The sequence below is a fragment of the Streptomyces sp. E11-3 genome (genome assembly GCF_046540415.1).
Lineage (GTDB): Bacteria > Actinomycetota > Actinomycetes > Streptomycetales > Streptomycetaceae > Streptomyces.
This window is the reverse complement of the sequence record NZ_JAZGRL010000004.1, coordinates 56,650-67,338: the sequence shown is the minus strand read 5'-3', so window position 1 is coordinate 67,338 and position 10,689 is coordinate 56,650. Positions and strand designations below refer to the sequence as shown.

Below are 10,689 nucleotides of genomic sequence, written 5' to 3'. Positions count from 1 at the left end.
GTTGTGGGGTGGGTCCACCGCCGTCGTGGACCAGTCTGGCCGACCGGACTGACATCCGTCAGACGCCGGTGCTGAGCGCGGAGTTCCCGGGGTCGGTCAGGACGACCCCTTCGGGTCCTTGGGGCGTTCGCCTCCGGCCGCGAGTTCGAACTCGGCTCGGGGGTGTTCGAGTGAGCCGAGGGAGACGATCTCTCGCTTGAAGAGGCCGGACAGGGTCCATTCGGCCAGTACCCGGGCCTTCCGGTTGAACGTGGGCACCCTGCTGAGGTGGTACACGCGGTGCATGAACCACGCAGGGTAGCCCTTCAGCTTGCGCCCGTAGACGTGTGCGACGCCTTTGTGCAGGCCGAGCGAGGCCACCGAGCCCGCGTAGGAGTGGCCGTACTCCTTCAGGGGCTCTCCGCGCAGCGAGGCGGCGATGTTGTCGCCGAGGGTCTTGGCCTGGCGTACCGCGTGCTGGGCGTTGGGCGCGCACTCCTTGCCGTCCTCGTCGGCCGTGGTGTCGGGGACGGCGGCGGCGTCACCGGCCGCCCACGCGCGCGTGGTGCCCTCGATGGTGAGCTTGGGGGTGCACTTGAGGCGGCCGCGCTCGTCCAGGGGCAGGTCGGTGGCGGCCAGGACGGGGTGCGGTTTGACGCCTGCGGTCCACACGAGCGTACGGGTGGGGAAGCGGGAGCCGTCGCTGAGGACGGCGACGCGGCCCTCGCAGGAGTCGAGGCGGGTCTGCAGGCGTACGTCGATGTTGCGGCCGCGCAGCTCGCGGATGGTGTACTGGCCCATCTCCGGGCCGACCTCGGGGAGGATGCGGTCGGACGCCTCGACGAGGATCCATTTCATGTCCTCGGCGCGGAGGTTGTGGTAGTAGCGCGTGGCGTAGCGCGCCATGTCCTCCAGTTCGGCGAGTGCCTCCACGCCCGCGTAGCCGCCGCCGACGAAGACGAAGGTGAGGGCGGCGTCGCGAACGGCCGGGTCGCGGGTCGACGAGGCGATGTCCATCTGCTCCAGGACGTGGTTGCGCAGGCCGATGGACTCCTCGACGGTCTTGAATCCGACGCCGTGGTCGGCCAGGCCCGGGATCGGGAGGGTGCGCGAGATGGAGCCGGGAGCCAGGACGAGTTCGTCGTACGGCAGCTCGACGGGGCCGGTGCCCTCCTCCTCGGTGGCGAGCGTGGTGAGGGTCGCGGTGTGCTTGGCGTGGTCGATCTTCTTGACCTCACCGATGACGATCTTGCAGCGGTCCAGGACGCGGCGCAGCGGCACCACGACATGGCGCGGCGAGATGTTGCCGGCCGCGGCCTCGGGCAGGAACGGCTGATACGTCATGTACGGCTCGGGGGTGACCACGACGATCTCCGTCTCGCCGCGTTTGAGCTCGGGTTTGAGCCTCTTCTGGAGGCGCAACGCGGTGTAGAGCCCGACGTAGCCACCGCCGACGACGAGAACGCGGACACTGGGGGTTCCCGGGGTGCTCCCTGGGGAGGATGCGGCCTTCACCTGTCCATGACGCACCCGAGCCGCGCGTTTGTCCACAGCCCCGGCGCTTTGTATGACCAGAAGAATCGCGGCGGCCGGCGGGCGGCGTGCCTGGGACTGCCGGGTAGATTCGCAGGTCAGGGCGGAGTTTGGGGCCTCGGGGCAGGGGGGCAATCGGGGCGGAAACGGTGCGTACTCCGATCGAGGGGCGCTCCGTGCGGAACTGGCCTCTTCTGAATTGACTCAAGCTCAACTATGTTCGTGTGTGGTCGGGGTGTGGGACTTGTGTGTCCGAAGGTCCTTGCGCTCCGGCTTTCAAGGCGGGGAAGGTCTCCGGGGGGAGACGTCATTACCGGGGGAACTTATGCACATTCAGGATTCTCATTGGGCTTCCACGTCGGCCGTCGCATCGGCTGACGGGCAGGGAAGCGGGCCGGGGGAGAGCGCGGCGCGTACGACGCCGCTGCGCGTGGACGCACAGCGCAATCTGGAGCATGTCCTGCGGGCCGCGCGCGAGGTCTTCGGCGAGCTGGGGTACGGCGCGCCGATGGAGGACGTGGCGCGGCGGGCGCGGGTCGGGGTCGGCACGGTCTACCGGCGGTTCCCGAGCAAGGACGTACTGGTGCGGCGGATCGCCGAGGAGGAGACCTCTCGGCTGACCGAGCAGGCGCGGGCCGCCCTCGGCCAGGAGGACGAGCCGTGGTCGGCGCTGGCGCGCTTCCTGCGGACCTCGGTGGACTCGGGAGCCGGGCGGCTGCTGCCGCCGCAGGTGCTGCGGGTGGGTGTCGCCGACGACCCCGCGGGCGCGGGTGAGCCGAACGGAACCGACGCGGCCGACGAGGCGCGGGTGCCGCAGCAGCGGAGCCCCGGGGCGCAGCCGGAGCTGCGGCTGGTCGAGCAGCGGTCGGCTCCCGAGGTCGGGAACGGGCCGTCGGCAGCGATGGCTGTCGAAAACGGGCCTTCGGCGACGATGGCTTCGGCTCCGGACGACGCGGGGGCGGCGGCGCTGCTCGACGTGGTCGGCCGGCTGGTGGACCGGGCGCGGGAGGCGGGTGAGCTGCGTACGGATGTGACGGTGTCGGACGTACTGCTGGTGATCGCCACGGCGGCCCCTTCGCTGCCGGACCCCGCACAGCAGGCGGCCGCTTCAACACGCCTTCTGGACATTCTCCTGGAGGGGCTGCGGTCTCGGCCGGTGTAAGGGCGGATGCGGGTGGGCGCCTCCGCGCGCCTGACCTGTTGAGCCTGGCTTGCCTGTTGGGTCTGACTTGCCTGTTGAGTCTGACCGCTTGAGCATGCCCCTAACGGGTGAACGGTCGTGCCGCGTTTCCGGAACTCACCCCGGACGAGTGGTTGCCGGTCCATGGGGTCCTGCGCGGTGGCCGCGTATGACACTCTTTCCCGCGTGTTGGGTCTGAGTGTTGCGGGGGCTTCGCGCTATGGGCGTTGACGGGCAGGACGAGCCGCTCTCCGGTGGCGGCGGCACGGAGTCCGGTGGGCTGCCCCCTCGGCAGGTACCGAGCCAGGGGGGCCCGTCCGGATCCTCGGTGCCCTCGTCGGGCCCCGGAGGCGCGGAGCCGACCGTACCGCCACAGCGGGACACCAGCGGCGCGTCGCTCGCCGACGAACTGCTCACCAGCACCGAAGCACCCGTGTCCGATGCCGACCTGATCGCCCGGATGCGGGGCGGCGACGACTCCGCGTACGAGGAGCTGTACCGGCGGCACGCGGAGGCGGTGCGCCGCTATGCGCGGACCTGCTGCCGGGACGCGTACACCGCGGACGACCTCGCATCCGAGGTCTTCGCGCGCATGCTGCAGGCGGTACGCCGCGGCTCTGGGCCCGAGCACGCGGTGCGCGCCTATCTGCTGACCACGGTGCGGCGGGTCGCGGCGAGCTGGACCCAGTCCGCCAAACGGGAGCAGCTGGTCGAGGACTTCGCGGTGTTCGCCTCGCAGGCCGCCCACTCGTCCGAGGCGTCCGACGACACGTTGTCCGGCGGCTCACTCGGAGCGGGCCTCGACCTGGGCGCGGATGTCATGGCCATGCATGAGGCCGAGCGCTCGATGGTCATGCAGGCCTTCCGCAGCCTCTCCGAGGAGTGGCAGGCCGTCCTGTGGCACACCGAGGTCGAGGACGACCCGCTCAGCGAGGTCGCCCCGCTCTTCGGACACGCCTCGCCCAACGCCACCGCACAGCTGGCCAGCCGGGCCCGCGAGGGGCTCAAGCAGGCCTATCTGCAGGCGCATGTGAGCGGCTCGCTCGCCTCCGACGACGAGTGCGCGCGCTACGCGGACCGGCTCGGCGCCTACGCGCGCGGACGACTGCGTACGCGGGCCGAGCGCGGGCTGCGCAAGCACCTGGAGGACTGCGCCAAGTGCCGCCTCGCGGCGGGCCAGATCAAGGAACTCGCCAGCGGCATCCCCGGAGTCGTACCGGTCGCGGTCATCGGTTGGTTCGGTGCGACCGCGTACTCGGCGAAGGTGGCCGGGATCGTGGGCGGTGGCGTCGCGGGCGCCGCCGGCGCGGGTGCGGCGGCCGCCGCGGGTGGCGGCGGTGCGGGCGGGGGTGCCGCGGCATCCGAGGGGCTCGGGGCCCCGGCGAAGGCCGGTATCGCGGCGGGTGTGGTGGTCGCGGCCGGGGNGCGGCGCTGGTGGGGGTGGCGAGTGGGCTGCCCGCGGGGGTGCTTTTGCTGGGCATCGCGGGGTTGCAGGTGGTTGCGGCGGGGGCGCTGCGAGGGCGCGTGCGGGGATCTCGGCGAGGCTTCTCGCGCCGGTCCGGGCTCCGCGACCGGCAGGTAGGGCCTGTCCGGCGGATCGTGCCTGAAGAGCCCTAGGAGGATGCGCGCAGGAATGGCCTGATGGTGCGGACGAGTTCCTCGGGGTGATCCCACTGCGGCGTGTGTGTGCCCGGGGTGTGCGCTACCTCGACCCCGAGTTGGGCGGCGAGCCAAGTGGCGATTTGGTGGAAGAAGTCCGGTGATTCCTGGCTGACCAGGACCTGGGTAGGGGTGGTGATGCGGGCGAGCGTCGCGTCGTCAGGGCGGTAGGGCTCGAACGTCCCCATCTCGACGCCGAAAAGGGTCTCCCCGTTTGAGGCCATCCTGTGGCGCAGGTCTGGGTCCAGGCGATCCCAGTTGTCGTCGCCCGCGACAAATCGGATGAGGTGCCCTACGGCTTCCTGAGACCCCCCGGCGGCCATCCCCGCTTCGACGACCGATCTCCCGAGGGCCTGAACCTCTCCTGGGTTCTCCAAGACTGAGAAGAGCGCGATGTCGTGCAGGACGGCGCGGCGGACGACGCCGGGGTGGCGGATGAGCAGGTCGAGGGCGAAGGTCGCCCCGTAGCTGTTGCCGAACACGGCGGCGGGAGCGAGCGCGAGCGCGGTGAGAAGTGCTGCGGCGTCGTCGGCCTGCTCAGCTACGGACGTTTTCTCCCACCCGCTGGGGCGAGGGCTGCGCGAGTTGCCCCGTCGGTCGTAGGTGACCACGGTGAATTCATCGGCGAGCAAGTCCGCGACTCGGTCGAAGTGTCCGGCATCGCCGGTCGCACCGGAGATGAACAGCACCGATGGGCCACTGCCCCGAAGTTCGTAGTAGATGTCCGTCTAGATGTCCGTCCCGTTCAGGCAATCGACGGCATAGCGACCTCCTCGGCTCGACACGGCCTTCGCGCCTCTGCGAGATGGTGCTGGTCCTGCTACCTGAGCGCGTCGAACGCGGCGCGCGGTGTCGCCTGCGCGTCGGCGCGTCGAGCGGCCAAATGGCGGTCGCCTGCCGCGCCAGCCGTGCCAGCCGTTCTACGGGTGGCGCAGGGGAGAGTCCCGTTTCAGTCCAGCGCCGCCAGCGCCCTGCGCGCCACCTCCCGCCCGATCGGGAGGGACGCCGTCGCCGCGGGGGACGGGGCGTTCAGGACGTGCACCAGGCGCGGGGACTCGTGGAAGAGGAAGTCGTCCGCGAGGGTGCCGTCGCGGAGTACTGCCTGGGCGCGGACCCCCGCCGCCGTCGGCCGCAGGTCATCCGCGGTCACCGCGGGCAGCAGACGTCGAACCGCCGCGGTGAAGGCCTCCTTCGACAGGGAGCGTCGTAGCTCCCCCGCGCCGTACCGCCAGTGGCGCCGGGCTATCCGCCAGGAGCCCGGCCAGGCCAGTGTCGCGGCCAGTTCGGACGGTCGCAGCGCCGACCAGGCGTACCCCTCGCGGGCGAGTGCCGGTACCGCGTTCGGGCCGAGGTGGACGCTGCCGTCGATGCCGCGGGTGAGGTGCACGCCGAGGAAGGGGAAGGCGGGATCGGGGACCGGGTAGACCAGGCCGCGTACCAGTTCGGGGCGGGTGAGCTCGTAGTACTCGCCTCGGAAGGGGACGATGCGCATGCCGGGGTCGTCCCCGGCGAGGCGGGCGACCCGGTCGCAGTAGAGGCCCGCGCAGTTGACCAGGACGCGGGCGCGGAGCACCCTGCCGTCGGTGGTGCGGACCGCGACGCCGCGGTCGGCGCGGCGGTCGATGTGGGTGACCTCGGCGCCGTAGCGGATGTCCGCGCCCGAGGCCTGGGCCAGCTGTGCGGCCACCGCGGCGAAGTCGCACACTCCCGTCGTGCCGACGTGGATGCCCGCGAGGCCGCGCACCTGCGGCTCGTACTCCGCGATCTGGGCCGGGCCCAGCTCGCGGACCGGAATGCCGTTCTCCCGGCCGCGCTGCACCAGGGCGTGCAGGCGGGGCAGCTCGGCGCGGTCGGTGGCGACGATCAGCTTGCCGGTGACCGCGTGCGCGATGTCGTATTCCGCGCAGAACTTGACCATCTCGGCCGCGCCGCGCACCGCGAAGTCGGCCTTCAGGGATCCCGGGCGGTAGTACACACCGCTGTGGATCACCCCGCTGTTGCGGCCCGTCTGGTGCCGGGCCGGGCCCGTCTCCTTCTCCAGCACCGTCACCCGTGTCCCCGGCGCGGCACGGGACAGCGCATACGCCGTCGACAGCCCGACGATCCCGCCCCCGACCACCAGCACATCGGCGTCATACGCGCTCTCGCTCATCACGGATCACCTCCCAGGTCGATAGTGCACTGCGCCACTGACAATGCCCTCAAACCTGGGAGGCACAACCGCTACGCGGGGGCTACGAGAAGTGGGCGGGCGCGTTCGCGCAGCTCGACGACCCGGGGCTCGTCGCCGTGCGCTTCCAGGCGGTGCAGGAGATCTCGTACGTACTCCGTCGTGCGCGCAGACGAGATGCGGCCCGCCACCTCGACCGCCCGCAGGCCCTGGGCGCATGCCGCGTCCAGGTTTCCCGACTCCAGTTCGGCCACCGCCGACACCACCAGGCGCAGTCCGTGTGAGCGGACGAACTCCTCGGTGGGGCGGGACAGGGCCTGTTCGGTGAAGCGGCGGACCTGGCGTGGCGCCTTCAGGTCGCGGTAGCACTCGGCCGCGTCCGCGGCGAAGCGGTCGTAGGAGTAGAAGCCGAGCCAGGGTGGGTCGGCGTCGCCGTCCCTGGCCCGCTCCAGCCAGCCCTCGGCCGCCTTGAGTGCGGCACCCGCGGCGGCCGCGTCACCGGCGCGCGCGTGCGCGCGTGCCTCGACGAGGCGGAAGAAGCTCATGGTGCGGGCCGTGGCAAGACCACGGTTGCGTTCGAGTGCGGCCTGGGCGAGGTCGACTCCCTCGTCGCCGAAGCCGCGGTAGGTGGCCTGTAAGGACATGGTGGCGAGGACATAGCCGCCCAGAGGCACGTCGGCCGCCGCCCTGGCCAGGCGCAGGGCCTGGATGTAGTAGCGCTGTGCCGCCTCCTGCTGGCCGGTGTCGAACGCCATCCACCCGGCGAGCCGGGTGAGTTCGGAGGTCGCGCCGAAGAGTGCCCGTCCGACCTCGTCCGAGTACGAGCCGAGCAGCAGCGGTGCGGCCTCGACCCGCAGGCACTCCGGGACCATCGAGGAACGCCAGTCGCCGCCGCCGTACTTGGAGTCCCAGCGGCGGGCGTCCTGTGCGGCCTCGCGCAGTTTCTGCACGTCGCTGTGGCCGACTTTGAGCGGTGGGTCACCGGTCGCGGGGCCTCCGTCGGCGCCGCCGGCGCTGTCGACCGTCCGCTCGACCGAGCTGTCAGCGGGTGTAATCAGCCACCTTGAGGCGGGTGTTGCATATGCGCTGACCGCGAAGGAACCGGCCAGCGACTGCCAGATCCCTCCGCCGCCGCGCCGCCCGGCGAGGTCGAGCCGGTAGAGGTCGGTCGCCGACCGGACCGCGGCCCCCACGTCGCGCGGGAAGGCCAGTCCCACCTCGGGCGCGGGGTCGGCGTCCGCGAGCCCTATCTCGTGCAACGGCACCGGTCTGCCCAGCTTCTGGCCGATCGCGGCGGCGATGAGGTGAGGGGCCGCACCCTGCGGCACCATGCCCTTGGAGACCCAGCGGGCCACCGAGGTCTTGTCGTAGCGAAGAGTCAACCCGCGCTGTGCGCCGAGGTCGTTGACCCGTCGGGCGAGTCCCGCATTGCTGATTCCCGCGAGGGCGAGAACGGCGCCGAGTTTGTCGTTCGGCCCGCGTTGCTCCCTGGACATGCGCCACCCCTCGACACAGACGGCTGCCGCGGGGGCATAACCACGCGGCATTCGTAAACCCAGCGTAGTTCGCCGAATCCCAAGCGTTAAGGGGCAGGTTCCGGATGGCGAGATTGTTGTCTGTACAGGAGTGCCACCGATCCGGGCTGTGCTCCGGGCGTGTGGCCGTGCGCCCGTCCGTGCGCTCTTCTCCGGCCACCTAGCGAGCGCTTCCATGGCAACGCGTGGGTCGGCCCGCTGCGTACTGGATCCAGTGGGCTGGGGGACGCCGCCGCCTACATCCCCGCGGGCGGCGGACCAGCCCGGGAGGTGAACCCCGCCTCCCGGGCTGCGCAAGCAACCGTCCAGCGGCCTAAATGGCCGAAAACCATCGGTCCCCAACTGGCCCCCGTGTGACCCGGGAAGGGTCGCCGGGCGTGCCAACTCTTTCGCCTCGGGGGCGCATTGTGCTGCGCACTTGCGTGCCCGTAGTCGCTCCCGCGCGCCTCCTTCGTGGCAGCATGGTCCCGAACTACTTCGGTGCTCTGTTTTGTCCACAGCCTGTGGAGGCGGCGATGCGGTGGTTGGTGGGGTGGAGTTGTACCACCGCGAAAGCGCCTGGAACCCTCGGTTTCGGTGACAGCGGCGACTTCGGTGACAGCGGCGACGGAACCGACCGGGGGGCGCTGCACCCTGTGGGCTCCCAGCTGCTCTGGGGCGACCCGGACCCGCTCTGGGCGGTCGGCGACTGGCGCTCCGACGAGGTGCGCGTCATCCAGGCCGACCCGCGGACCAGGATGGCGGTACTGGGCACCTGCGGCGCCAGCGACGAGCAGCTCAGGCTCGGTCTGCTGGCCGCGCGCGGCGGGGCGCTACGGCATCTGACCACCTGGTCCGGGAGCTACACGGCCGTCGTCCAGGTGGGGCGGCGGGTCACCATCGCCGGGGACCTGGCGGGCGCGCGGCCCGTCTTCTACACCCCCTGGGCGGGCGGTACGGCCTACGCGACCGCCGCGCTCCCGCTCGCCGACCTCATCGAGGCCCATCTCGACATCAGCCACCTCGCGGCGCTGCTCGCCTGCCCCGACGTGCCCGAGGCGCTGCACGACTCGACGCCCTATGTGGGCGTGCGGCGCATTCCGCCGGGGCACGCGCTGATCCTGCGCGACGGCGCACGGGAGATCGCGGGGTACGAGCCGGTCGCATCGCTTGCCGTCGCCGCGCCCCAGATGGATGCCATGCGCGCCGTGGACGGCGTACGCGACGCGCTCGTGGAGGCCGTACGCGCCCGCCTCTCCGCCCCCCGCCACGTCCCGGACATCGACCCCGGCCCGGTGCCGGGCATGGGCCCCGCCGAGCGCCGGGCCCCCCGGATGCCGGTGCCCGGCATCGGCGCCGACCTCTCCGGAGGACCCGCATCCGGGACGCTCGCGCTGCTCGCCGCGGGCCTGCCGGGACTGCCGGGCACGGTGCTCGGCCATGGCACGGGCGCGGGCGAGCGGCTGCTCGCCGTCACCTTCAACGACCTGGCGACCAGCGGCCGCGAGGCCGAACTGGAGCGCGCCGGGGCCATCGCGGCCAATCCGCGGCTGCACCACGTCGTCGTCACGGGCGGCGAGGAGGCCCTCCCGTACGCCGACCTGGAAGGACCACTGACGGACGAGCCGGGCCCCTCGCTGGTCCTGGCCGGGCGGCACCGCGCGCGGCTCGCCGCGGGCAGCGCCGACCACTTCACCGGCAGCGGCGCCCGGCAGGTCCTGGACGCCCATCCGGCCCGCCTGGCCGATCTGCTGATGGACCGGCGCCGCCGCCATCTGGTGCGGCCGGTCGCGGCACTGGCGAAGGCCGAGGGCTCGGTCCTGGTCCCGGCGAAGGTCTACGCGGCCGCGCGCCGGCTGGCCCGTACGTCCTACCGCTCCGGGCTCGGGGACGCCGCCGTACGCCTGCGGGACGGGCGCTTCGACGAGCCGCCAGGGGCGGTGGGGGCCTCGCTCGCGGCACTCACCTGGGCCAGACCCGGTCCGGCGGCGCGCTGGCTCACCGGAGAGGCGCTCGCCGAAGTATCGGTTCGCCTGGAGCAGGCGGCGACGCGTCCGGGGCCCGGGCCCGGGCAGCATCCCGGTGAGCTACGCGCGCGTGCCGCGCTGGCTCGGCACGCCGCGGATCTGCGCGTCCTGGAACAGGCCGCCGAGGTCCGCTCGCAGCGGCTGCACGCGCCCTTCCTGGACAACCAGGTGGTACGGGCCTGCCGGGCGCTGCCCGAGGCGCTGCGGGTCCAGCCGGGGGCCCGCGCGGACATCCTCCGTACGGTCCTGGAGGGCGCCGGGGTCACCGAGCTGCCGCCCGGCTGGGGCGCCACCTCGCATGCCTCGTCCGCGGCGGCGGTCACCACGGGGCTGCGGGTCGCGGTCGACGACCTGGTGGACCTCTTCGGTGCGCCGCTGCTGGCGCAGGCGGGGCTGGTCGAGGGGCGGGTCGTGCAGAAGGCGCTGCGTGCGGCGGCCGAGGGCGAGACCCTGCCGGTGGACGGGCTGGCGGAGCTGGTCTCCACGGAGCTCTGGCTGCGGCGGCTGCTGTCTCGCCGCGGGACGTGCTGGACGGGCACGCCTGCCCGTACCCGGGCAGTGCCCGCGGGCATATCACCTCAGCGGGGGGCGCTGGGGAGCGCGGGGCGGGCGTGACGCGGCTGCGGC

6 protein-coding genes and 1 pseudogene are annotated in these 10,689 nt (G+C 72.4%); 3 read left to right on the top strand and 4 right to left on the bottom strand.

Features of this window, described 5'->3' with window-relative positions; genetic code table 11:
- Positions 1–96: 96 nt before the first annotated feature.
- Complete coding sequence (locus U9R90_RS33915) at positions 97–1,494, bottom strand: NAD(P)/FAD-dependent oxidoreductase (RefSeq protein ID WP_411061118.1); 1,398 nt, start codon at positions 1,492–1,494, stop codon at positions 97–99.
- A gap of 343 nt (positions 1,495–1,837) precedes the next feature.
- Here U9R90_RS33915 and U9R90_RS33910 point away from each other — a divergent pair, with 343 nt between their 5' ends.
- Together U9R90_RS33910 and U9R90_RS33905 are read left to right on the top strand one after the other, a co-directional pair.
- The gene (locus tag U9R90_RS33910) at positions 1,838–2,674 is read left to right on the top strand and encodes a TetR/AcrR family transcriptional regulator (RefSeq protein WP_411061117.1); all 837 of its coding nucleotides are present in this window, start codon (positions 1,838–1,840) and stop codon (positions 2,672–2,674) included.
- Between the two features lie 238 nt (positions 2,675–2,912).
- Positions 2,913–4,112: pseudogene (locus U9R90_RS33905) on the top strand (sigma-70 family RNA polymerase sigma factor); the annotation flags it as partial.
- Positions 4,113–4,305: 193 nt separating this feature from the next.
- Here U9R90_RS33905 and U9R90_RS33900 read toward each other — a convergent pair.
- The 3 genes from U9R90_RS33900 to U9R90_RS33890 form a co-directional block, all read right to left on the bottom strand.
- Complete coding sequence (locus U9R90_RS33900; RefSeq protein ID WP_411061115.1) at positions 4,306–5,040, bottom strand: alpha/beta fold hydrolase; 735 nt, start codon at positions 5,038–5,040, stop codon at positions 4,306–4,308.
- A gap of 260 nt (positions 5,041–5,300) precedes the next feature.
- Entirely contained in the window at positions 5,301–6,503 is a 1,203-nt protein-coding gene (gene lhgO, locus U9R90_RS33895) for an L-2-hydroxyglutarate oxidase (RefSeq protein ID WP_411061113.1), read from the bottom strand.
- Between the two features lie 71 nt (positions 6,504–6,574).
- Entirely contained in the window at positions 6,575–8,017 is a 1,443-nt protein-coding gene (locus U9R90_RS33890; RefSeq protein WP_411061111.1) for an MFS transporter, read from the bottom strand.
- A 554-nt stretch (positions 8,018–8,571) separates the two neighbouring features.
- Between U9R90_RS33890 and U9R90_RS33885 the strand changes: the two genes are divergently transcribed.
- Positions 8,572–10,677 carry an asparagine synthase-related protein gene (locus tag U9R90_RS33885; protein ID WP_411061110.1) on the top strand — a complete coding sequence of 702 codons (2,106 nt, stop codon included), beginning with the start codon at positions 8,572–8,574 and terminating at the stop codon, positions 10,675–10,677.
- The last annotated feature ends 12 nt before the right edge of the window (positions 10,678–10,689 follow it).

Coding starts and splice junctions, on each gene's coding strand:
- U9R90_RS33890 (WP_411061111.1), bottom strand. CDS start 8,017: ATGTCCAGGGAGCAACGCGGGCCGAACGACAAACTCGGCGCCGTTCTC.
- lhgO (WP_411061113.1), bottom strand. CDS start 6,503: ATGAGCGAGAGCGCGTATGACGCCGATGTGCTGGTGGTCGGGGGCGGG.
- U9R90_RS33910 (WP_411061117.1), top strand. CDS start 1,838: ATGCACATTCAGGATTCTCATTGGGCTTCCACGTCGGCCGTCGCATCG.
- U9R90_RS33885 (WP_411061110.1), top strand. CDS start 8,572: ATGCGGTGGTTGGTGGGGTGGAGTTGTACCACCGCGAAAGCGCCTGGA.